This is a genomic window from Photobacterium sp. BZF1 (genome assembly GCF_014349205.1).
In the GTDB taxonomy this organism is placed as follows: Bacteria; Pseudomonadota; Gammaproteobacteria; order Enterobacterales; family Vibrionaceae; genus Photobacterium.
The window spans coordinates 1-26,386 of the sequence record NZ_JACSOF010000005.1 but is presented as its reverse complement, the minus strand read 5'-3'; the positions used below and the strand labels follow the sequence as shown (position 1 = coordinate 26,386).

At 48.9% G+C, this 26,386-nt stretch carries 8 protein-coding genes; 1 reads left to right on the top strand and 7 read right to left on the bottom strand.

Annotation, left to right across the window (positions count from 1 at the left end):
• Positions 1-94: 94 nt before the first annotated feature.
• The 4 genes from BIZ37_RS01820 to BIZ37_RS01805 all read right to left on the bottom strand — a co-directional run bounded on the left by BIZ37_RS01820 (position 95) and on the right by BIZ37_RS01805 (position 5,800).
• On the bottom strand, positions 95-1,804 hold the full coding sequence (locus BIZ37_RS01820) for a glycerol-3-phosphate dehydrogenase/oxidase (protein ID WP_187460055.1): 1,710 nt from the start codon (positions 1,802-1,804) through the stop codon (positions 95-97).
• Positions 1,804-3,294: a glycerol kinase GlpK gene (locus tag BIZ37_RS01815; RefSeq protein WP_187460054.1), complete on the bottom strand. Its 1,491-nt coding sequence runs from the start codon at positions 3,292-3,294 to the stop codon at positions 1,804-1,806. Before BIZ37_RS01815 ends, BIZ37_RS01820 begins: the two co-directional genes overlap by 1 nt.
• Positions 3,295-3,313: 19 nt before the next feature.
• Positions 3,314-4,261: a hypothetical protein gene (locus tag BIZ37_RS01810; protein WP_187460053.1), complete on the bottom strand. Its 948-nt coding sequence runs from the start codon at positions 4,259-4,261 to the stop codon at positions 3,314-3,316.
• A gap of 138 nt (positions 4,262-4,399) precedes the next feature.
• On the bottom strand, positions 4,400-5,800 hold the full coding sequence (locus BIZ37_RS01805) for an FAD-binding oxidoreductase (RefSeq protein WP_187460052.1): 1,401 nt from the start codon (positions 5,798-5,800) through the stop codon (positions 4,400-4,402).
• A 238-nt stretch (positions 5,801-6,038) separates the two neighbouring features.
• Between BIZ37_RS01805 and glcF the strand changes: the two genes are divergently transcribed.
• Positions 6,039-7,304, top strand: coding sequence for a glycolate oxidase subunit GlcF (glcF, locus tag BIZ37_RS01800; protein ID WP_187460051.1), 1,266 nt, complete (start codon positions 6,039-6,041; stop codon positions 7,302-7,304).
• A gap of 75 nt (positions 7,305-7,379) precedes the next feature.
• Here glcF and trpB read toward each other — a convergent pair whose 3' ends face one another.
• The 3 genes from trpB to BIZ37_RS01785 all read right to left on the bottom strand — a co-directional run.
• Positions 7,380-8,603, bottom strand: a complete 1,224-nt coding sequence (gene trpB, locus BIZ37_RS01795) for a tryptophan synthase subunit beta (RefSeq protein WP_187460050.1) — start codon at positions 8,601-8,603, stop codon at positions 7,380-7,382.
• 108 nt (positions 8,604-8,711) lie between these two features.
• On the bottom strand, positions 8,712-20,492 hold the full coding sequence (locus BIZ37_RS01790) for a retention module-containing protein (RefSeq protein WP_187460049.1): 11,781 nt from the start codon (positions 20,490-20,492) through the stop codon (positions 8,712-8,714).
• A 239-nt stretch (positions 20,493-20,731) separates the two neighbouring features.
• A partial coding sequence (locus BIZ37_RS01785; protein WP_187460048.1) for a type I secretion C-terminal target domain-containing protein occupies positions 20,732-26,386 on the bottom strand: 5,655 nt, incomplete at its 5' end.

Here is a 26,386-nt window from a genome sequence, read left to right as displayed (position 1 = left end):
GTTTAACGTGGGCAAACTCAGTACCAAAAAAACCAGCCTGGGTTTGAGGCAACCAGGCTGGTAACTAAACGATCCCACTCAAGAAAAGGATTGGCTACGAATGGGTCAGTTCAATAACATCACGGGGTTCTGTTAACGGTTTGGCTATGGCTTTTGGCCTATGCTTGCTAACCCAATCATAATAGGTATCGATTTGGCCTAGCTTATCTTCCTCTGTCCAGCCCAATAATCCCTGCATCTCTTGCGCTATCGGGCCAACCTGGGCCATGCCGCCATCTTTGTCCCAGAAGAAAGCCGATGTCCTGCGGATCAACAGGTCTTTGATTGAACATGCCGCTTCTTGTTCGACACAATAGTGAACCTCTGCCACTGTCAGGTCACGCGCTCCCAGCGCTTTTTGGAACTGTTCACCTTTATGCCAGTACAAGGCAACTTGATAAGCGTTATGACCATAGCGAGTTGCCCATGATTGAGCCAGTGAATATGGCACACCTCCCGCTTGCAGTTTGGCAACAACCTCATTGGCGACATACTTCACCTTACCCGCCACACTTGGCTGCGAAGGTTCGCATGCTCCAGAGATCGGGACCTTGCTTGCTCGGTACGGCAAGAGATCTGGCCTGAGGTATTTGTTCTGATCTTGCTTTATCACTTTGTCCAACAGTTGTTTTGCCATCACCCGATTACTGGTCAGCTTACCGCCGACAATGGAGTAAACCCCAGATTCACTGCGCATGATCTGATGCTCACGGGGAGTCTTGCTATTGTTGACATCATCAGCAGGTGCAATCAGCGGCCTTAAGCCCGCCCATGAGCCAACAATATGATCTTCGGTGATTTTCTTGTTGGGCATTAAATGGTTAGCCACATTCAGCAGGTACTGTATATCTTCTTTTTCCGGATGGACGTTATTCAAATCACCGTCATAAGTGGTATCTGTCGTCCCGATAAACACCCTGTCATCTTGCATCGAGGGGATCGGCCAAACCGTACGGCCATCATCAGGTGAGCGCATAAAGACCGCTGAGTGCAGTGGAAAATCCTTTTTGCGCAGCACAATATGGACACCTTTGGTTGGCCGCAGCACTTTCGAGTCACTCTGCTCAAAACGCAGAATATCATCGCTCCAAGGCCCGGTAGAGTTAATCACATAACGGCTGCGGATAACTCCTTGCTGACCGGTCAGCTTATCGGTGACTTTAACCCCGTCACATTGATTGTCGCTGTAGGTCAACCCTGTCACTTCACAATGGTTAAGCACCTGCGCACCATGCTCAGCAGCCCCCTTCACCGTATCGATGGTCACTCTGGCATCATCCGTTGAGACATCATAAAACATGGCCGCACCGCGCAAACCTTGTTGCCTGAAATCCGGCTGTCGGGCCAACACCTGCTCTTTGCTCAGCATTTTATGACGCCGTTTGTTCCAGCTTCCCGACACAAAGTCGTAAAACGTCAAGCCTAAGTTCAACAACCACTTCTTGTCCGGCGTGTTATCGTAGAACATATATAAAAACGGCTGTACCTTGGTAAGGTGCGGTGCCAGCCTAAGTGCCATCTCCCGCTCCCTGACCGACTCCGCAACCAAACCAAACTGATAGGTCTCCAGATAACGCAGTCCACCGTGGATCAATTTCGACGAGCGGCTAGATGTCCCCGAGGCAAAGTCCTCTTTCTCCACCAATACCACTTTTAACCCGCGAAGAGCTGCATCCCTTGCTGTGGCTGCGCCTGTGATACCGCCACCAATCACCACAAGATCAAACACGGTATCTGAAAGTTGATGTAATACTGCTCGTTTCATCACTTGCTCCATCCCTGTGCTCGTTCGACTGCTCGGGTCCACATCGCGTATTGCCGCTCCCGGGTTTGCTCATCAATCTGTGGGGTAAAGGTCTGTTTATTCCTGCCGATAGAAAAGGCCTCATCCTCGCTTTTCCAAACACCGGCCCCAAGCCCTGCCATCAAGGCTGCACCTAAGCTAGTCGCCTCAACATTCCGTGGGCGGATAACAGTGACCCCTAACTGATCAGCCTGGAACTGGACTAACAAATCGTTCTTGGCTGCACCGCCATCGACCGACATCTGGGTAATCGAATAGCCCGATATCGACTGCATCGCATTGATAAAGTCGCGAATGGAATAAACGATCCCTTCCAACGTTGCCCTCACAACATGGCCACGGGTCGTTCCCGGCGTAATTCCTAACATAGAACCTCGTGCATAAGGGTCCCAATACGGTGCTGAAAGCCCGGTCAAAGCCGGAACGAAGTACACTCCACCATTGTCTTCGACCTTGGATGCCACCGCTTGCGACTCTGCCGATGAGTCAATGATTTGCAAGCCGTCTCTTAACCACTGGACTGCCGAACCGGTACATCCTGCGTAACCTTCAAGGGCATAATGGGTTGTACCGTTTTTACGCCAGGCAATCTGGCAACAAATCCCGCTATTCACATCTATAACCGGCTTATCACCAATTAACATATCAAGGAAAGTACCGGTGCCATGGGTACATTTAATCATCCCCGCTTTGGTACAGCCCTGGGCGAACAAGGCTGAGTGCTGATCGGCAATCAAGCCTGAAATTGGCACACTTCCCCCGACAATACGCTCATCTGTCAGGCCAACGACTGCAGCATCATCACAAACCTCGGGGAACATGGATAACGGGATATTCAATGCTGCCAGCCACTCTTGGTACCATTCATCCTGGGTTAAATCATATGAACCAGTCACCGAAGCATTGGAAGCACTGATCACATGTTTTTCACCACCGGTCAGGCAATACACCAACCATGAATCTATGGTACCGAATGCCAAATCACCCGCTTCGGCCTGCTCGCGCATGCCAGTGACATTCTCCAGCATCCACTCAAGGCTGAGTGATGAATAGACAGGTGCCAATGCCCAACCTGTCCGGCTGTAGACTTTCTCCCCCCACTGCTCAGCGAGCTCCTGAACCCGCCCTGCGGTCCTGGTGTCCTGCCATACGATAGCCCGGGTTACCGGTTGGCCGGTTTTACGGTCCCATACCACAGTGGTGGCACGCTGGTTGGTTATACCGACGCAGGAGATATCGTTCATCTGCAGTGAGATATGCTTGAGTGCCTGTGCGATCATTGCTTTGGCTGCTGACCAAATTTCATTGGCATCCTGCTCTACCCTGTCAGGCTGGGGATGGTAGTTGGGGAACTCGGTATAGGCCTGTGACAGAATTTGGCTTTGCTCATTGTAAATAAGGGCACGAATACCCGTTGTGCCGGCATCAATAACTAATATATGTTTGCTCATGACTCACTCCTTGTATTCACTATTTACTGACAACCAAAGAAATTAAAATCAGCGCCGTGGTCATTGGCCAGATAGCACTGGCTGGGGGATCGATATGGGTATCGGCGCGGATAAGCCAAAAACGAGCAAACAATTGGCCCAGTACTGAGGCGCACAATCCTGAAATAGCACCAATAGTTACCAGTGCGACATCATTGGGAACCACCCCGATAAATAGCGAGACGGCTACAGCACTTACTAGGGTAATATGGTGGGTTGCAGGAACAAGGACATTCATCGCCAAAAAGAGGAGGGATATCGCAGAAATTGCAAAACCGAGGAATATCACCCCTGGAGCATCCGGATAGGCTTTTAGCAACTCCAGCGCCGACCAAGCTGACATGGCACCGACGAACAGGCCGAGAATCATGGTCATCGGGAAGGTATCTTGATAAGCCAACCATGAATGTTGCTCAGATGTTTTGAAACGATCCAACCCATGTTTCCCTTCGCAGTGCTGGCCGATAATCCCGCATTTACTGAACATCAATCGGGCTGCCAACGCAGAAAGTACTACCGTCAGGGCAACAGAGTCTGTATTTGCGCCAATTCCTTCAATACCTGCAAGGATAGACTGAACCAAATAGCCACCGAGGCCAAATGCACCACCGACCATCAACACACTCGGCCTGCTCAGACTAACCAATGGCGTGACGATATCCCGGCCATTTGCCAGCCAACCTTTATGCGATGCATAAGCGGCAGCAGCCACACCACCAGCGAATGAAATATGGGGGCCGAATACCGGTCCAAGCCCAATTAAATCAAGGAAGGCGGAATCACCACTGCCGATAATAATTGCGATACCGACAATAATCGCGATCCCGGTAAAAACAAATGCCACCAAGCCGCCAAAAACGGCGCCTAAAAAGCCTCCGGCAAACGAACCGAGAATACCCATGACACTGATATTGAATAAGCTATCCATCTTTCATGTCCTTATATATTTTTATGCTGTGTAGGGTGAGCCTTATCGGCTGTTTCTCAATATTCTCGCTAGCCAAGGCTCATTTAGGGGTTAGGCTGGTACATCAAATTGCACCAGCCTTTTGATTTCCGATTAGCATCAATCCAGTCCCAATTTTCCGGGGTTGAGGATAGCGTTTGGATCCAGTGCTGCCTTCAATTTACGTAGGATCAAGTGAGCCTCGCCGATTGAGCGGCGGCTGTATGGAGAGCGTGCCAACCCACCACCATGGTGATGCGATAGCTCTGCACCGTGCTTGATACAGACCTCCATAGTAGTTTTCCAAATCTGCTCCAAGCGGGCAACGGCAGCTTCATCCGACTCCTCTTGCCCAAGCAAGATGACGTACATTGAAGTCCCTTGGTTATAGATGTGGGAGAAGTGAGAGATCACTTCATTCGCCATAGGGTCGAGGGCTTGTTTCAAGTCCTGCCAAAGCGAGTGGATGGAATCCCAGTTATGGGCAATTTCGATGGTCTCACCAAAGCCGCCTTTGGTCGCCAGCAGATTCTCAACGGTTGAAAAATCAAAACGCCTTTCCATCCAGCCCAACGTCCCCTCTGGACCAATTGCTTTACCGCCATGCTTTTCAGCTAACTGGTGAAGGACATTCTGCTCAGCATCCACCATCGCTGCCAACCCACGGCTACCCAAGAACAGTACAGGGGTGTCAAAACTCTTATCCTGCATGGCATGTTTGGCTTCCTCGGTATCGTAGAAACGCACCAGGAAAGGCTTGAGGTTGGAGGCGGTGATTTCCCGCATGAGGGCAAGGCCATCCTCAACCGTTGGAATGGCATAAGTCATGAAAGCTTGCGCTTCCATTGTCGGGAACACTTTGAGGGTCACTGAGGTGATCACCCCCAATGTACCTTCCGAGCCAAGGAAGATTTGGCGCAAATCCGGTCCCATCGCTGCACGGGGGTTGGCCTTTAGGGTCATTTTTTCACCCGTCGCCAAAATAACATCATAACCAACAACCAGATCTTCAATGCCGCCATACAAAGAGGAAAACTGCCCAGTTGCCAAAGTGGCCAGCCAACCACCGACCGTTGAGCGGTAGAGCGATTGGGGGGAATGGCCCAGCGTCCAGCCTTGTTTTTGCAACATATCTTCTAGGTCCCCACCATTTTGGCTGCAGGTTGCTGTGACCGTCATATTTTGTTCATTGAGGGAGTATGAGCTTGGGATCTCGGAGATATCCAACACAATCCCCCCTTTGGTCGGCAGGGGCTGTCCTGTGACCGAAGAAGCCAATGCCCTGACGGTTACCGGGATCTTTTCCTCATTGGCAATCGCCAGTACTTGGCAGATATCGTCATCGTTCTGCGCTCTTACTACGACATCTGCCTTATTCGGATGCTTATCAAGTAAATTGAGCTTGGTCATCAATGGCCATGTATCGTGGCTACTGGCCTCAAGATCTCTTTTCTGTGTCGATACTTTCGCGACATCCAGTGCTTTTTCTAGCTTCTTCACAATCAACGGATAATCCAACATAACCCCTCTCTCAACTCTCAGTAATTAGTTAATCAGTGTTAGGTGTGAGCCTTGATTCCAGTTGCCTTGACTCAATAATCATAATTTGGAGTATTCAATAAATTGACTATTGATCCATTAGAATTTAAAGTCAAAGTGAAGTTCGCAAAGTGAGATAGATGGCACGTTATTGGTTGTTTTTTGACCGTGCTAAGTGATGCACATCATCTTTGGATGTGAAGGAGCCAGAGAGGGAACCATGCTTACCGATCTCGATGAAAAATATCGTCAATCCGAGCGCGCAAACAATGCAGCAAGGATAATTAAACGGTGTGTCCACCGCGGCTTTTGCAATGCAACATGCCCGACATTTATTGAGTCGGGTAGCCAAAACCGTGGACCGAGGGGACGGATATATTTAATTCGAGATTTTTTGCAGGGAAAGGCGCTAACAGCAGAACAACGCAAAGATCTCGATTTATGTATTGCATGCCGAAGTTGCGAGACCACCTGCCCAGCCGGTATCGAATTTGGTCAACTGATCCATATTGCCCGCAGCATGCTGGAGGAAGAGTACCCCCGACCATGGAGAGAACGCATGCTTCGGTGGGCAATAAAGCAGTTTCTTCCCTACCCTAATCGCTTTTCGTTGGCACTGACTATTGGAAGGCAGCTGAAACCTGTATTACCCAACTCTATCGCGATAAAAATCCCACCCAAAAATACCAACAGTCAACCTGAGGTATCGGTCAGCAGCCAAAAACTACAAGTACCCAAACCAGGGAATAAGGCCAGGTCCGTTATCTTACTGACCGGCTGCGCCCAAGATACACTGCAGCCAACCACTAATCGGGCCGCCGTCAGCATACTCTCGGCCTTGGGGATTAAGACCCAACAACAACCTACCGCGCAATGTTGCGGGGCCGTTCACACCAGCCTTTGCGATAACCGTAAAGCCCGGCAACTAATGAGGTTAAATATCGATGCATGGTGGCCATTGATTGAGCAAGGGGCGGAAGCCATTATTTCAATGTCTTCGAGCTGCGAGCTGATGGTTACAGAGTACGCTACACATCTTGCTGACGATGAAAAATATGCCGATAAAGCGAGCATTGTCAGTAAACTCACAAGGAACATCGGTGAAATTATCTTAGAAGAAGACGAACAGCTTTCACATTTCACGCTCGACGAGAACTGCAAAAACATCGCCTTGCACACGCCATGTTCGCTAAGGAATGGTCTTGGCAAAGACGATATACCCACACATATCCTAAGCCGGCTTGGTGCGACGTTCAGTGATACCGAAGATAATAAAATTTGTTGTGGGTCTGGCGGCACCTATTCATTGCTACAGCCACAATCGAGTATTCTGCTTAGAAACAACAAAATTAAAGCGCTAACCCTCAACCATCCCTCGCAAATAGCCACCTCTAACCTAAGCTGCCAAATGCATATCGGTTCTGGCACAAGGCTACCGATTTCACACTGGGTAACACTGCTCAAGGTGATTAACCCAAGTCACTAGTGCCATTGACGATAAACAAAAAAAAGCCAGCAACTTTACTTGCTGGCTCCTCATATGGCGTCAGGTCGAAACAACTTAAATCAGCGATTCAATGCCATAGTCTTTGCCATAGTTCTCCACCACAAAGTCGATATCTTTATCACCGCGGCCAGAGAGGTTAATCAAAATTGACCCGGTTTCACCCTGTTTGGCGATTTTCAGGGCATAGGCCAAGGCATGGGCCGATTCGATGGCAGGAATAATCCCTTCGCTGCGGGATAGTTCGAAGAAGGCGTCAATGGCTTCCTGATCATTAGCGGTACCGTAGCTTACACGACCGATATCTTTCAGGTAACTATGCTGTGGCCCAACTGAGGGATAATCCAAGCCACTAGCAACTGAGTAGACTTGCTGCGGCTCACCCTGCTCGTCTTTTAGCATGTATGACTTGAAGCCATGCATGATGCCCGGTTCACCTAATGACAAAGTCGCCGCATGCTCACCGACTTCAGTCATAGATCGCCCTGCTGGTTCTACACCGTGAATAGCTACACCCTGATCGTCCAAGAACGCGGTAAACAGCCCCATTGCATTCGAGCCACCGCCAACACAAGCGACTAAGTTGTTAGGCAGGTTTCCGGTCATCTCCATAAACTGGACGCGGGCTTCGTTACCGATAATTGACTGGAAATCACGGACCATCATAGGGAAAGGATGCGGGCCAACGACCGAGCCAATGGCATACAGTTGGTTGATAGGATCTTTGAGGTAAGCTTCAAACGCGGCATCCACCGCTTCTTTGAGTGTTTTGCGACCATGGGTAGCCGGGATGACATTGGCACCGAGGATGCGCATGCGGACGACATTCGGGTGCTCCTTGGCAATATCCACCTCGCCCATATAGATATCACACTCCAAGCCAACCAAGGCGGCAGCAGTTGCCAGCGCAACCCCGTGTTGTCCAGCACCGGTCTCGGCAATCAGCTTCTTCTTGCCCATTTTCTTGGCAACCAATGCCTCACCCAGGCAATGATTGATCTTGTGGGCACCGGTATGGTTGAGATCCTCACGCTTGAGATAGATAGGTGCGCCATATTTAGCCGATAAGTTCTCGGCATGGAAAATAGGGCTAGGCCGGCCGACAAAATGCTTATATAGGCGCGCCAACTCTTGTTGGAAATCAGGATCTTTGCGGCACTCATCATAGGCTGCCGTGATCTCCTCCATCACTTTTTGCAGCTCTTCGGGAATAAAGCTGCCGCCGTATTCACCAAAATAACCTTGAGCATTGGGTAGCGCGTGATCAAACGAGTTCTTCATGGCTTTCCTTGTCCTATTCAATGAGTACACTTAGCCATCATATCGGCTTATATGCCGAGGCAGAATAGTAACAAGATGAATATTTGGGATAAATGTGATCTCTATAAATCAATCAACAATAAACACTCCGTTGTTGAACAGTTCATTGATGATTTCATTTGAACTTGAGCCCGTGCCGAGCCCTAATGCCGCAACATCGATGTTTTCTACCGCAATATTCTGCTGGGCAGTATCGCTTACCGCTATCGATAAGTTCACAGCCTCGTCGGCATCAATATCGGCCGTGATATTGTTGAGCAAACGATCGAGATCATCTTCACCGTTATCCGGTAAGATCTCAGCAATATCAAGCTGATCGAGGGTGATTTCAAAGTCTTTCACTGTATCGGTAAACGGTGTTCCTGATGTCGATACATCAACGGCCTGCCAGGTGAAAACATCAGCAGCTCCATCACCCGTGCCATTCAGTTCTCCGCCCCATAACTCATCATTACCTGCACCACCGAGCAATTCATCACTGCCGCCGCCGCCTACCAAGATGTCATCGGCCAACCCACCAAGCAACCGCTCATCGGCATCACTGCCCACGACAAGGTTCTCGGCGTCGTTATCTCCAGCCCCGACTTCATTGCCGGTATTGGCGAGATCATCTATGCGGACCCCAATCAACAATTCGGTCGACTCGGCCTCACTGCCATCGATTTCCTGCGAGATGCCAACCAGGGTCAAGCTGTTTGCTCCTTCAGGGAGATCGGCCACAAAGATATTATCAAGCTCGCTGCTCGCCACCCGCCAACTACCATCACCGTTATCAGTGCCGATTTCCGCCCCTGAACTATCAACTAGTCTTCCTGCTCCAAGGTTGCGGACTTCCAAGAAAAGCGCTTCACCCGCATCGGCGGGGATCACCACCAGCCCAAGAAGAGGCACGAGGGTGCCAAGTGTTGCCCGCGTATCTGATAATTGGGGAACGGTTAGCTCTAACGTTGGCGGTTCTGGCTTAGGGGTCACAGTGACATTGATAGTCGTTGTTGCCTGCTGTGCTCCCCCTGTGCCGACGTTGCCGTTGTCGTTGGCAACAACGGTGATCACATCATCGCCTTTGAAATCTGGGTTAGCTAAATAAGTGATCCCAGACGCCAAGGCCGTATTGATATCGGCAAGGCTACCTTCCAAAGTGACAGCGGCACTGCCGTTGTCGGTGATAGTGACTCCTGTGGTTTCAACTGCCGTGATCCCCCCACTGTTCGCGGTGAGGGTGACTGTCATCACCCCGGTGCTACCAACCTCGTTAAAATCAACATCAGTAACACTCAACCCATTGATCACTAAAGGTGAGTCTTCCTCTACACTCTGGTCTTCTATGTCAGTCAGTTCCGGAGCATCGTTAACAGGGTTGACCGTGATCGGCACCGTATCGGTATCTTGCAGCGGGCCACCTGTACCGGTATTGCCCTGATCATCGGTGATCATTTGTAGACTATCATCACCATTGAAATCAGCGTTAGGCTGGTAATTTATGCCTGAAGATAGCAAGGTGTTGATGTCGGTTATTGACCCTTCCAATACCAATGTCTGACTGCCATTTCCTGTAATAGCTAAGCTGCCTGTCGGCGAACCTGCAGGAATCGACAACACACCGTTTCCGACATTGAGGGAGACAGTCATGGTTCCCTCGCTCACTTCATCTATGTCAACATCGGTCACTTGCAGGCTGTCAATTAACAACACGTTATCTTCATCGACCTCAAGCGAGTCCGGCACTTGGTTGACCGGCGCATCGTTTACCGCCTCGATATCGAGGTTAATCGTCACGAACTGGGCAATATCGTCCGTTGCCACATCGGTTTGATCAACCGCCCGAATTTCCAGATCGAGCTGACCATTCCAATTATCACTATTGGCATCACCGGGAATGAACACCAAGCGATCCAAATCCGAACTATCAACAGTAACTAGCCATACACCACTGCCCTGATCGGTTACTGTTCCCGAAGCGCCATCCGGCAGGGCAATCTGGCTTGAGTCGGGCACATTACTAACTTGAATTTGCAAGGTTTCTGGTGGGTTTTCGACGACGTTAGTGCCAGTTCCTGTATAGCTATCGCTGTCATCAAATGCTTCGATATTGAGTACAAGGTCGATATTATCGTCCTCGGTGCCTTCTGCCGTTGGGGTAACGTCGATATCTACCCTGTCAGCAATCGGGTTGACGACCACAGTAAAGGTTGCAGTATTCTCGACCGGTAAATCCAAACTGTCTTCCTTGGAGAAGACCACAATCCCCAACTCGACCGAGCCACTGAAATCCTTTGGCGGGATCAGACCAAGGCTGGATAAATCGAAAGTATCGCTACCCGGAGGGACGGCAACACTCCATTCGCCACCACCATTGTTGTCAGCACCGCTAATGATGAAACCTTCAGGCACATTGACAATTTTGAGCGACAATATCGACTCAGAGCCATCTATGTCGACGACGTTGCCGCTTATCCCGGCAAAGCTTATCGCGCCACTATCCTCGTCGCCCTCTACCGGCGCATCGATACCGATAAAATTGACTTCATCATTGACGGCAATCACCTCGAAAACGATGCTGCCATCAAAATTGGCGGTATCGGTTTGGATCGCCGCCCCTGTAGTTTCATCGTATTCTGCGGTATCGACAATCGTCACTGCGACATCGAGCGATACATCACCACTGAAGTCCTGTGGCGGAACATAGCGGATAGCACTTAACTCACTACTATCTGTGATTGTCAGGCTGGTGACCTGTTCGCCCGCAGCGTTGAGCAGAAAGCCTCCCGAGGTGCCCACGCTGATCACCGCTTGTTCGATGGTTTCAAGACCTTCCAGCGTTGTAGTGCTGATATCGGCGACCGTAGCCGTAACATCCAAAATAATAGTGCCATCCTCATAGGCAATATCAGGATAGATAACTTCAGGCTCACCCTCTTCAATAGGTTGGCGGTCGGCATCCAGTCCTTGGGTTTCCACTACCGAGACGCCAAGATCCGGTACTCGCTCGTTGTCCCCGGTCCGATCCGGGACATCGACAACTGGGTCAATACGCACCGGAATTGTGTCGGTCACCTCGTTGAAATCACCGCTTTCGGTATCGGTATTGACGTATTTCACACTAAGCAGGAAGTCACCGGCAAAGTCCTGAGGAAGGTTCAGCGTAATGCCAGACAAATCGACGCTGCCATCGGCTTGGACAGGAACTTTAATCACATATTCACCGGTGACAAAGTTAAAGTCCATACCCGAGATAGTGGCCCCGTTTGGCAGGCTGGCGGCACTGATCACCAAGGAAAGTTCATCATCTCCCTGATTCTCACCCACCGTACTGAGGCTGACAATCTGATTGAGGAATGTACCTAAAGTTACCGCCGTATCTTCTTCGCCGGTCACAATTATACTGTCATCAATCACAATATCTGCGGCAAACTGGTCATTGAGGGTATTCCCCTGAAAATCAATCGTCAGGGTGCTGTTGACGATCTCGATTGCACTGGGGTTTACATCATCACTCTGATCCTGCACCTGTGCCGCGATAGCGATATCCACTGTGCCGATAAAATCAGCCGGTGCGAGGATCTGGATATCATCAAGGCTGCCTTGAGGCACTGTCCAGCTACCATCACCGTTGTTTATACCGCCAATGACCACAAAATCCGCTTCGGGATCAGGAAAAGTGATCACAATAGACAAGATGATCTCGTCGCTGCTGGGATCGAGATCTTCAAAGACGATCTGACCATCTGAACCAATACCACCGCCGAGATCCAAGCTGCCGTCAATAGACACAATTGTATCGACAAAGTCTGTGGTGCCAGTCGGTATAACCCCTATCTCGGCATCCGGTTCTACCACGGCCTGAATGATGACGTTCAAAGTGCCATTAACGACTTGGACATCCGTTGCCGGGGAGTCGACATCCACTTCGGTGACAGTCACCTCGGTTGAAATAGCCGTCGCGCCAGTGAGGTTCAAATCTGAATCCTCCGGCGCCAATAATTGCAATTGTGCCCCATTGAGGAGTTGGGTGAGTTGTGCCTCTGTTAACGTCACTGAACCGGTTGCATCAACCGTCAGAGTGGTAATCGTACCGCCGTCATTGATTTGCAAACCGTATCCGGGCTGGATATTGTTTACTACCAAGCCGGTTATCTGTTCTTTGCTATCGGTCAGTTCCGGCTGCCAATCAAGATTCACTGGCTGGTCTTCCAATCCATTGCTCTGGCGAGTGTAATCCTCGGCATCGACGACAGGTTCGATATGGATAACTAACTGGAATTCAAACTCACCCTGGTCGCCGTCATTTTCAGTCACCACGATATTGGCATCGAGCACGATATCTTCTGTGCTATTTTCCGGAGGGCGAATACTGATTGCGACGGGTTGGTCAGGATTACCAATATCTTCGCCCGTTAGCTTCACCTCGTAGCGAGGGAGACCTTCATCATCAAACCCGACAAACACCAAAGTTTGCTCGTTACCTTCGGCATCAAAGATTCGCGTACCCTCAGGAATATTGGATACCACAAAGGTCAGGGTTTCGGATTCATCCAGAGGCGCATTGGCAATTTCCCCCGATACCAAACTGAAATCCAGCACCGCGTCAGTATCTTCATCAATCGTGGTTTCAATGCCAGGCACTTCGCTACCAACAATCTCTGTCCAGTTACTGCCGCCTAACTCAAATTCAGGTTCATCGACCACACCGGTGAGGGCGACTTCAATGAACTGTTCTGGCGTGACCAAGACATCCTCGACAGTCTCTACCGTTCCGTCTTCAAGGGTAATATCGACGACATCTTTCACTACCCCTTCTACTTTGATTTGAAAGTCGACATTACTTTCCGGTACGGGGATCAGCACAACCTGATCCAGCTCTTCATAAAGGATTTCATAAACACCATCGACATCGGGCGTCAATACGCTGCCATTTTGTGAAAGCAGCGCCCCGTCAGGCAGTTCGGATATTCGCACAAACAACGTTTCAACCCCGAAGTCATCATCGAGATCATCTAGCTCAATTAACTCGATAAGCGGGGCTAAGGCTATGGATTCATCCTCGAGGGATTCAACCCTGCTCACTTTTAACTGGGCATCATCGGCAACGGGCAACACATTGATCAGGATTTCTTCGGTAATTTGTGCGGTTTCAGAGCCCGGTACAAAGTGGCCTAATTCAGTACTTTGCGCAGTGATGTTCAAACGGATATCACCGCTGAAGTTATCGATAGGGTCAATTTCTATGGTATCCGCCGCCGTCACCGGCACTTCGAATATCCCCGGCTCAACCTCGGTGATCCCCTCACCGATTATCTGGGCTTCGCCTTCAGTGATGGTGATAAAATAGGTCAGGGTCTCTGAGCCATCGGTATCTTGCAGCAACGCCTGGAATGACTCGCTAAGGCTAATATTGTCACTGTCTTCCTCTCCGTCGCCATAATAGAACACTGTGCTATCTGCGAAGGCCGGTTCATCTGCAATACCCAGTACACTGATAGATAATGTGCCGTCCTGAAGTGGCTGATTTACCCCATCATTTGTCACGACCTCGGCGGTCACGGTAAAGTCCAGCAGGTTATTTGGTTCGAACAAGGTTGAATAATCAGGCTCCGGCACAAAGGTCACACCCTGCAACTCAAACACCCCATCACCGTCGGGATCGACAAATGCAGCAGGGTCTATTAACACCTGCCCACCTACCGGTACTATCTCAACACCACCCAGGAAAAACTGGCCGTGGGGATCAGCTGGAAGAATAATAAATACATCTCCGATCTGCTCCCCGCGATCCGCATCGCCGATATCAATCGACATATTGATCGGGATCCCCGTCGTTGGATCACCCAATGATTCATCTGGGTTTCGCCCCTGATCTTCGACACCTTCTGAGGGCTGGACTACCAACGTCGGTTCTTCATCGGTGATAGTGATCGTCAACGTGCTTTGGCTTGGGTCGTTATCGCCATCAAGAACTTCGAAGTCCACATTGGCTACGATTGGCTCGGCGCCGTGATCAAGGTCAGACAGGGAGTTAAACAATACCTGCCCCTCGGCGCTTATCAGCAGCTGCCCCAGCAGTTGTCCATCTTGGTTAACATCAAAACTGAAGAAGCCCTGTGCATCCGGCGTCCCCGTCAACTCCTGACGAACACCTTCAATAATGACGGCAATCACCTCGGCATCATCTGCCCCTTCTTCCGGGACCGTTAATACATCCAAGGTTTCGGTTGATTCCCCTTCCTCAATCGGCCCGAAAGCAGCATCTTGGGTCTGCGGGATATCGTCTTGAATTGTGACTTCAAACGTTACGGCAGAGCTCGCATCGCCATCTTGGTCGATCGCAGTTGCCGAGAACTCAATCGTCAGCTCTGTATCATTGTCCGGCTGAATGTGGTCCAGTGCACCTAGCAAGGTGAAGGTGTAGTTGTCATCAGCCGCCGTGCCCGTTGCGTTAAACGCCAATATAAAGATCACCAGACCGTTAACTTGGCCCTCATAGGTATTGTTTGTGGCGTTGAATACCAAGGTAACCTGCTGCCCACCTGCGGTCAGACTACCGGCATTGGCAGTATTGAAACCTTCAACATCGACCTCATAATTCACGATTTCATCCGATCCTGAATCAAAGGTGATAGTGCCCGTCGCAACCTGTCCATCTCCATCAGGGTTTGAGCCCGGATGAAAATCTCCCCCTTCGTCGATATCACTTTCCAAAACGGTAACCGAAGCGATGGTTTCAAGTTCCGGATCGTTACCGTCAGTAATCGTGGTGGTAATAATGGCAGGGGCCTCAAGGAAGTCACCGTCGGTATCTTGCAGTTGAATGGGTAGGTCAAAAACGATGGTATCGTCTTGCTGGCGTACCAAGCCGGTATTATCTGTACCATTATGATCAAGTGGCTTCAGCTGGCTTACAGTTGTAGTGATATCAACCTGTTCACCATCGGCATTTTGTACTGCTGTGATCACCGCTGTCAGCACGGTCTCTCCACCCGCAGTCAATGTAAGAGTTCCGACTGTCGCATCCCATAACGCTGTAACAGGCAGACCTCCAGCAGTAATGTCTGTCTCCAACTCGGCCAATAATGTAGCGAGCTGGATAGGATCAATATCAACAGTATCCGGATCCAACCTATCCACTCCGGCAGCAACCGTGATCACTATATCGCTTGATACCGGATAGCCTTGTTCACCTTGATCCGGAGTCAGATCCCCTTCGGTAAATGCAATTTGCGCCGCGTTGCCACCAGCAGGATCAGTGCCGTCTTCAATCGTCACCGTGATAGAACCTTGCGCTGTATCATTATCTCGGTCTGTTACTTCAACAGCCAATTGCAATGTAGCGAGATCTGAATCATCAATTTGGTCTAGTGGTTGCCGCTGAGTGACAGTGTAACCTCCGTTTATATCAATCGATATCTCTAGCGCCACAATATTCGGGTCATCAGCCCTAACAAGCGTAATTTGATTACCCGCGACGGTTGTTGTCAGCGCAAATCCATTGCTTGTCAGCGTTTCAAAAGAAGGTTGTGTGGTTGAAAAAAGGACAGAGATAACATCGTCGCTACCTTGAATGACCTCAATGTTCCCTGTGCCCGACGACAGGCCATCGTCACCTTCGTTGAGGTCCAAACCAGAGTCATCACCAAAGGCAGGATCATTACCATCCTCGATATTGAGGGTGACCACTCCGGTATTGGTATCACCGTCATCATCAGTAACCAGCACATTGAGTGGCAATGAGATTGTATCACCGGCAAGGTGATCAAGGTTGTTGTTGAGGGTCAGGGTATAATCGCCGGCCGGGGTCATCACCACAGTGAACACATTGACCATTGTACCGTTGACCTCGATAAAGGCATTGAGGGTGTTGCCACCCACAACTTCAAACTGTACCGGGAGGCCATCACTAAACAGGTTGGCTAAAGCTGGCTGGTCAGCAGCGAAGTTAATCGATGCCACTTCGTCACTGCCTACATCAACCCCGATTTGCCCCGGTGTTGGTACGTTAAGATCTGCCGTTTCGTTGACCGTGATACTGCTGCCTTCAGCCAGTTCCGGTATTGGCCCATCGGTTATCGATGCCGTGGCACTTACCAAGGTAGTCAGGTTGTCACCATCGGCATCCGTCGCCTGCAAGGGCAGATTTACCACTATCAGCTCTCCGCTGACCGATATAAACCCGTCGCTGTTACCATTGATATTGTGGTCTATTGGCAGCGACTGGGTCACCGTCATGGTCAGATCGACATCTTGGCCATTGGTGGACTGTACAGGGGTAAAGACTATGGTAAGAACTGCTGTGCCGTCTCCCAGTACACCAGTTAGCGTATTGGTTGCCGTATCGTAGCTGAATGCCAGTGTCTCGCCACCGCCAGAAGTCAGCTCACTATTAAACTCTGCGATAATCGCCGCAAGTTGATCGGGGTCGATCTGGACCGATTCGGGCACCAGACGATCAGAACCAGCACTGATCACTTCCAGTTGCTGCTCGGTGATCGGATACTCGCTCGGGGCTTGATTGGGTGGAGCGAGATCCGGCTCAATGAAGCCTACTCCAATTGTCCCGCCACCTGCTGGGCTATCACCATCGGTAATAGTAATAGCGATTTGGCCTGGAGCCTGATCATCGTCGTTGTCTGTTATTACCACATCAAGCGGCACCACCAAACTATCACTAACGGTATGATCGAGCGTGCCGCTAAGCGTAGCCTCGAACTCGCCATTGATGTTGATAGTCACCAGCAAAATGGTATTGCCCAGCGAGTCTTCCAAGCGAACTTCACTACCAGCAGGCGTTCCGCCAACGACCAAGCTGACCGGATTACCATCGCTGGTAAAATCTAACGTGGGCTGGGTATCGGCAAAGAGCAAAGAGGCAATATCATCACTACCAATATCAATACCTATCGTGCCGCTAACCGCTTGATTGGCATCATCTGTTTCATCTAGGCTAACACCCGCCCCATCATCCAATGCAGGAAACTCGCCGTCCGTTATTGTTACTGACGCACTAGCAGGCTGAGCAAGATTGTCGCCATCGGTATCTGTCGCCATAAGAGGTAGAGTCAACACGATTTCGTCGCCACTACTAGCGATGTAGGGAGAGTTCAGAGTGCTATCTTGGTGGTCAAGCGGTTGAAGCTGGGTAGTGATTATAGATACAGCTAGATCGTCTCCGTTTCCTGCTTGTACACTACTGATTGCTACCGTAAGAACCAAGCTACCATCAGGCAGGCGGGCTTCGAGCAGCCCGCTATCTTCATCATATGTCACAGTCAATGCTTCGCCTGCAGAAGCAAGCACCGCTTGTAAATCCGCAATCACATCATCGCGCTGGTCTGGGTCCAGAGATACCGAATCGGGATCAAGACGGTCGGCCCCGGCGATAATGTTCAATGTTGCCTCAATGCTTTGCGGGTAGTTGCTCGGCTCTAGGTCAGGTTCCACCATTGCAACTGCAACTTCTTCCCCCCCTACAGGGTCGGAGCCATCATTGAGCGTAAGGACAATCTGGCTATCATCAGTATCGCCGTCGTCATCCGTTGCCCTAACATCGACCGTCAAAACAAGCTGATTGCTATCAATGGGTTGATCAAAGGCATCACTTTGCTCGAGGTTGTAAGATCCATCATCGGCGATGGTAACAGTCAAAATCGCTTCATCTTGACTGTTACTAATCACCAACTGATTTTGAGTGATCTGGTAGCTAACCGGCGATCCATTGCTAGTAAAACCTGCGATCAAACCCGCCAACTCGGCACTATCGACAAACACGACATTGGCAATCGCATCACTACCCACATCCAGTTCAATGGAACCCACCGCCGTACTCACCTGACCTGCAGGCGTATTGTCAGGATCACTAATCGCAGCACCGGAATCAGCACCAAAAGCAGGAATATCACCATCAACTATAGTGGTGGTTAAAATCGCCGGGGTATCGAGGAAATCACCGTCAGTGTCATTGGCCTGGATTGGCACGGTCACGACAATCTGCTCACCATCAACCGAGACGAACCCCTCGCTGTTTCCAGTAGCAAGGTGATCAAGCGGAAGCAATTGAATTAAATCAGCGGTAATGGTGATCCCCAGACCATCTGGGCTTTGCACTGAAGTCAGGGTTAAGGTAACAGCGATCTCGCCATCAGGCCGAACGCCAGTCAGGACATCGGTGGTATCATCATAACTAAAGCTGAGCGCTTCGCCTCCAGAGCTCAACTCTTGTTCCAACTCATTGATAAAATCGGCAAGCACTAGCTCATCAATAGTAACGGTATCAGGGTCAAGACGGTCAACACCCGGCGTGAGTTCAATAGTATCTTGTCCGCTTTCAGGATAGTTATTGGGTTGTAAATCGGGTTCGACAAAGGTGATCTCTCCCGTCTCACCTCCGGGAGGGCTATTGCCGTCAATACTGATCAGCACCACAATGCCATCGGTACTGTCGCCGTCAAAATCAGTCGCCGTAACAGCGAGTTGTAAAACTAACTCGGCCCTGTTGAGCTCATCGAATGGCTGCATCTGATTGACAACATAGGTGCCATCGGTATTAATAGTAATTGTCAGCACTAACTCGCCGCGGCTGTCTACCATTTCCAACAGACTACCGTTGACCGTTACGGTCGTCTCAAACCCATTACTGGTTATGCCTTCCAAATCTGGCTGCTGCGTATCAAACACTAGGGTGCTAATTTCATCACTGCCCACATCCAGTGGCACCGCGCCCTCAAGATCAACACCTAGAGAGTCAGCCTCATCGATGACCGTTCCGCTATCGCTACCAAACACTGGGTCTTCGCCGTCAACAATGGCAGAGTTGACCAGCAAAGGGTTATCAAGCGGGTTGCCGGCCGAATCCGTGCCTTGTATTGGCAAAGCGACCACTAGGACATCATCGACATTGGTAACAAGGCCGCCACTGCCATTATCCGGGATATGGTCAACCGGCCGTTCGAGCAAGGTGGTGACAGTTACTGTGACATCCCGCCCACCCGTTTCAGCAGAAATCTGGAAAGTCACCACGGTATTGCCATTGCTCACGCCAACAATGGCGTTGCTGGCCGGATCAAAGCTAAAGACGACGGGCTGCCCGCTGGAAGTGACTTCAGCATTGAGCTCTGCCAACAGTTGTGCCAATTGGTTGGGATCAAAGGTGAAGGAGTCTGGGTCCAACGGCAGTGAGCCAGCACTTACTATGATTTGCGTCGAGGACTCTGAAGGGTAGCTATTAGGCGCAAAATCCGCCTCGGTCAGTTGCATCTCACCGGTTTCGCCTCCCGATGCGGCAAAAAGAGGCGGAGTTTCGTCCTCAGCGGTAACCTCCCCTCGTTCGAAGCGAGTATCAAACCCAGCTTCTGCCAAGGTTGAATCACCATCAGCTGTAATGGAAACAAACCCTGTATTGGATGAACCGTCAACAGGTAATGCGGCTGTTGGGGGAAATATCACTTCAAAGTTGCTTGATGATAAAACAGCTGTCGGATCAGCACCTTCCAAAATTAATTGCTGTAATGCGGCTATTTCTGAGGGCGATAAACCATTGGCAGCTAACGCATTAATATCAGGCGCTTCATCTAGACGTTGAATAGCTACTTGGGGCTGCGCATCTGGACTGTTTGGATTTGCCACCAATACGCAGGTAGAGCATGGCCAATCGACCAGAACTGGATTACCTTTAACGATAACCAGATACTTCGCATACCTGTCAGCAAATAAAACTGAGTCCCGCAGAATTTCCTCTCCAGCATCGACGAGTACGACATTGCCTTCGGGCTCAACCAACAACAACTTTCCTTGCAGAACCTGAATTCTGGCTGGCTCCTGCCCTTCTTGCTGTAGGGGTAGTGATACGGGTGACTCAGCCATTACAACGACCTCTGACTGGAAAGCAAACTTCAATCGTTGCCATAAAGTCTAGTCTCGAGCCTGAACTACTGTTTATCAATTAGTACAGGCTCTCAATAATTAGACGCTGCAGCCGGTATATGACCTTTGACTTCACTCAGTTAAACCACCTCATAAATAACTTTTTATTGCATGGCTGAAAATAAAAGAAGGAGGCATTATTGCCTCCTATTATTTTACCGGTAACCGATAGCTGCATCTTAAGAATCAGGATCAACCTTAAATGCATTATGAGAGAACAATTGGTCAATAATGTCATTTGAACTCGCCCCATTTGGGTCAAGGCTCTCTGAATCGACATCTTTTAGAATAATTTTTTGCTCGTTCCCTTTTTCAGTTTTAACCGTCAGATTAACATCACCCTGATCATCATATGTATCAGTTAGATCTCCGGACTGTGTATGGGCAAGGAGATCATCCATTGTGAATTTATCATCACCACCATCTGATAAGACCTCAGACAGATCCAACTGATCTTCGGACAAAGTAAAATCTGTAATGATGTCTGTCCCCGAAGCATCTTCATCCCAGGTGAACAAGTCACTCCCTGCATCACCCGTTAAAATATCATCGCCATCACCACCCTGAAGTACATCATCATCGTTCCCCCCAGAAAGCGAATCGTCTCCCTCACCACCGACAAGGTCATCACTACCTCCTTGTCCGTCAAGGACATCGTTACCATCCCCCCCAAACAAATAATCATCTGCATCCCCACCGGTAAGAATATCTTCACCGTCTAAGCCATACAGGTAATCACCTTCGTCACTTGCATCTACAATGTTGTCTTGCTTATTACCAAAATTACTGCCAACTTCTAGATGCCCATTATTAAGAAGCGCTGTCAGTTTGTCTTCATCAGAAGCAGTAGTAGGTACACCCATTAATAATGCTGACTCTGTGACACCTTCAAAAATAATATTTTGAACTAGATTTCCTTGAATATTGCTAATACTCAGCACGCTATTTCCACCGCTACTGGATAATTTAATGTACTCACTCAGTTCAGTGAGCGACATGGAACCATAGCCGCTTAATGCATTTACCAAGTCAACCTTATCGATACCGACCTCAAAATCCATGATCTTATCAGTCGCAACATTCCCAGCAGTACCGAAGTCATCTGCATTCCATTTAAAAATATCAGCTGCACCATCGCCAGTACCGTTTTGCTCTCCCCCCCACAAGATATCGTCTCCAGCCCCTCCAACTAAAATATCCGCTGAATCGCCGCCGACTAATACATCGTCACCTGCCCCTCCCAGTAAAACTGGAGAATTATCGCTGTCGATAACAAGGTTCGCACCATCTTGATCAGCCGTCGAGCCAATTTGGTTATTGGTATGCTCCAGATCATCAACAACAACTTGTATATCAATAGTTAAAGATTCCGCCTTGGTGCTGTCTGTTTCCTCTGATATAGCGATGACCTCAAGAACATTCTCTCCTTCAGTTAGCCCTATAACATGGAGATCAGCCAACTCTGCCTGACTTACCTGCCACACACCTGCGCCAAGATCTTGCCCAACAGATAACCCATTTCCATCAACTAATTGGCCATTACCAAGGTTTCTCACCTCAACGGTCAATAGTTCTGAGGCATCGGTCAAGGCGGCCATCAAACCTGTCAAAGGCACGGCAGTATTCAATGAAGCACGAATCGCAGCAGTGTGAATAGAGTTACTATCTAGGGATAAAGTTGGGGCATCCGCTTTCGGTGTCACTTTTACTGGCACTTTGCTAACAGTTGTATCTTGAGTACCTGAGCCAACATTACCACCGTCATAGGTTGTTATAGTCAGTTCATCATCACCACTGAAGTTCAAATCACCTTCATATTTGACCCCTTGGCCTAGAAGGTCGTTTATCTCAGGCAACGTACCCTCTACTGTTATGGTCGAACTTCCCTGACCAGAGACCATTACGCCACTCAATGTAGGGACGATAACCGTCAAACTTCCTTCAGTGACCTCAAGAGTAACAGTCATGGCTCCGGTTGAACCGGCTTCCGAATAATCAACATCACTAACCTGCAGCCCTGTAATATCAACACTGTCATCTTCTTCTACTGTCACTACAGAAGGTACAGTATTTTCAGGTGCATCATTAACTGGGGTAACGGTAATGGTAACCAGATCAGAATCAGAGAGCCCGCCCACTGGTCCCGCTCCAGAATTTCCTTGATCGTTTGTTACCATTGCTAGCGTATCAACACCATTGAAATGCAGGTCTCCGGTGTACTCCACCCCATGCTCAAGCAAATCATTTATGTACTGTAAACTGCCAGTGATAACTAGGGTGTCCAGCCCATTTCCATCAACAGTCAAGCCAAGGCTGTTCCAATCGAAACCACTCGCAACCGCTAAGGTTCCCTCCCCAACATTGAGTGTCACTGTCATTTCCCCAGTAGCACCTTCGCCAACATCAACATCCGTTACCCGCAACGTGTTAATCAGTAAACTAACATCCTCTTCGACAGTAAGATCTGTTGGTACCATGTTGACTGGTGCATCGTTGTCAGCAGCAACGTCAACATGAATCGTTTCATTAACATCAATGCTATCAGTTGCTATGTCACCATTATCTACTGCGCGGATATTGACACCGATATTGCCGTCCCAGTTAACATTGTTAGCATCTCCCGGATGGAAGATTAATTTATCAAAATCAGGTGCATCAACCGTGACAACCCACTCACCACTGCCATTATCTGTAACAGTACCAACTACACCGTTCGGTAGAGCGATTGAACTCGAATCAGGCACATTTGAAAGGGTAATCATTAAGCCTTCAGCAGCGCGCTCCACCACATTTGTTGCCGCCCCTTCATAGCTAAGCTCATCATCAAAAGCTTCAACATTGAGGAGCAGTTCAATGCCTGCAGCATCATTTTCAGTTCCAGATGCCTCGGTTTCAATATCCGTATCAACCCTATCGGCAAACGGCTGAATATCGACTACAAAACTCACTGTATTTTCGACAATATCAGCAAGTGACGCTTCTTTGCTGTAAACCACAACATTCAAGTTAACTTGACCACTGAAGTCTTTCGGTGCAATCACTGACAAATCATCGAGATTGAAGCTAGTTTGCTTGCCTGCAGGCAGTGTTAAGTTCCATTCACCCTGACTGTTGTTCGCAGCCCCTTGGATAATGAAGTCATCGGGAACGCCCGTTATTTTGACGGAGATTATTTCTTCAGATCCATCAATGTCAGACAGGCTACCCCCGATACCGGCTAATGAAGTACCATTAGCGGCATCCTCTTGCCCTATCGCCGGACTATCAATACCCACCCATTCAACAGGATCATTTACCGCAATGACAGCAAAGCTCGCATTCGTGGAGACGGCTTTCATGTCAGTCTCGCTACCCCCAGTCAAATTAAATTCTGTTTTATCAGTTACTTGGTATTCTATCCCAACACTTACGGTACCACTGAAGTCTTCCACAGGGCGGAATTGAATGTTATCCAATTCACTGACTGCGAGTGTCAACACCGTCACTTGGTTTGCCGTTGGATCCTCAGGGTCAAATGGAATACTTGGATCAATAAAGACACCTTTTGTTCCATCTACTGTTAGGGTTACCGGGCCCACGGTTTCAAGGCCCTCTTCCTCGGTTGTGCTACTATCGCCAACAGCCACACTCAAATCGAGCGTAATATCACCATCCTCAAGAGCTATCCCTACATGGTCATAATCGGTTTCTTCATTAGAAACAGGCTGCTTATCAATGCCCAACCCGTCAGTCTGAACGACAGAAAGGCTCGGTGAACCGGCTTCATCAACGACAGGCGAAACTTTAAATGGAATGGAGTGCTCAAACTCTTTAACATCACCGCTTTGAGTATCAGTAGTGACATATTTGACATCTAGAGTGAAGTCACCGGCATAGTCAGGAGGCAAAATAAGCTGAACGCTGGAGAAATCTAAAGAGCCATCTGCCGCGACAGGGACATTCAATACGTATTCACCGGTTTGATGATTCTTGTCAATATTTTTCAAAGACGCGCCAGTAGGCAAATCAGCAGGATCGATAACCAAAGTAAAGTCATCATTCTGATGATGGTTCCCAGAGGTATCAACAGAGATTATTCCCTCTAATTTCTCACCCAATGGAATTTGCACGTCTTCTTCACCGATGATAGTGTCATCAGTATCAACCACAATATTTCCGGCTTGTTGGGTGAAGTCTTGGAAACCGTTAAACGTTAACTCAAGGGGCACAGATTGGATTGTCTTAACAACAACCGAGCTTTCATCACTTTCATTGTTATCGCCTAGATCACGGATCTCTGCGGTAATTCGAACATATACCGGCTCAGTTTGTTCTGCTTTGGCAATGATTTGCAAATCGGCCAAATCATTTTCAAAAATAGTCCAACTTCCATCGCCGTTATTAATCCCTCCTTGGACAAAGAACTCATTCATCACCGATTGGTCCGAGAGATCAGTATTGTCCTGATTGACCAAGGTGATCACTACCTCTTGAATCACTTCTGCACTGCTGAGATCATCTTCAACAAAGGAGAGGCCATTAATAAATGTCTGATCCCCAGTGGTATTTACTGGTATATCAATAACACCATCAGCATCGCTAACAAGGATATTAATAGCTGCCCCATTGTTATCTACAACCGCTAATTGGCCATCACTTTCAACAACCGCTCTAATATCAACATCCAATTTGCCGTAAACTAACTTTTCATCATCAGCATTGGAATCGACATCTAGCTCGTAAACTGTAACTACCGTATTGATTTCTAAAATATCAACATCCGAGTCTTCAGGACCTTTGATCCTCAGTTTTTCACCACCAGTGGTGATTTGGGTTAGCTGAGCTTGCGACAACACAATTTCTGAACCGCCAGGACTAAGCAAATCGTTACCAATATACAAGTCAAAATCAGCAGGGAGATCTTTTATAACCAGGCCGGTAATAACTTCTTTGTCATCAGCAAGGGGCGGTTGCCAATCTAGATTGATAAAACTGTCTTCTCTACCTGTTGAGGTTTTTTCGTAGTTAGCGGCATCAATAACGGGTTCGACATGAACCACCAAATGACCACCGAATGTTTGGCTGTCTCCATCATCCTCAGTCACAACCAGAGTCACATCAAGGGTGATATCGTCTGTGCTATGTAATGGTGGGGTGATCTTAAAGTCATTGATAGAGTCAATTTTCAGCTCATATTTTGGTTCGCCGGCACCATTGGTACCAACATATACCAAAGATTGCTCATTCCCTGTCGTATCCTCGAACTTCACACCATCCGGAATTCCCGAAATAATCAAGCTCAAAGTCTCAGATTCATCATCGAATGCGCGCCCTGCTTCTCCGGTTAATACCGAGAAATCAAGGTAAGCAAAAGTGTCTTCCTCTATGGTCGTTTCCAAGCCAACACGGCCGTCAGTCAATTCGGTCCAACTGGTTTGGTCATACTCAAAGTCAGGCATATCCGCGACACCCGTAAGGGCAACTTCAATAGGTTTTGCTTGAGTGAAGTGCTCATGCAAAACAGCAGTGGTCGTTATGCCATCTGCGGCGGTGTGAGTCGCTGTATCTTTTACAACGCCCTTCACATCGAAAGAAAAATCCACATTACTATGCGGTCCGGGCTTAAGTTGTAACTGCTCAATCTCACTGTATGCAATTTCATATACCCCATTAGCATCAGGTGCTAACGGAGTACTCCCATCTAATGACAAAATCGCGCCATCTGGCAAATCGGATATTTGGATATACAATGTCTCTGAACCATCACTGAGATCATCTTTCGAAGTCAACGTAATGTGGTTCTTCAGGTCAACCCATTCATCCTCATCAGACTCGATACGCCTAACTTTTAGAAC